This window comes from Streptomyces apocyni (assembly GCF_009739465.1).
Lineage (GTDB): Bacteria > Actinomycetota > Actinomycetes > Streptomycetales > Streptomycetaceae > Streptomyces > Streptomyces apocyni.
Window position 1 is genome coordinate 1 of sequence record NZ_WHOM01000007.1, and the last position, 201, is coordinate 201.

At 52.7% G+C, this 201-nt stretch carries 1 rRNA gene; it reads left to right on the forward strand.

Annotation, left to right across the window (positions count from 1 at the left end):
• Positions 1-70, forward strand: a 16S ribosomal RNA gene (locus GCN81_RS00020); the annotation flags it as partial.
• Positions 71-201 lie beyond the last annotated feature (131 nt).

Consider the following 201-nt stretch of genomic DNA (forward strand, 5'->3'; position numbering starts at 1 on the left):
GGGACCAGCGATTGGGACGAAGTCGTAACAAGGTAGCCGTACCGGAAGGTGCGGCTGGATCACCTCCTTTCTAAGGAGCATCTAGATCTCGTAAGAGATCCAGAGCCACTACGCAGGCGAATGTTCTGCGGTGGTTAGCTCATGGGTGGAACGTTGACTATTCGGCACTCTTGGTTGATTCCTTCTTCTAGTACTGCCCTT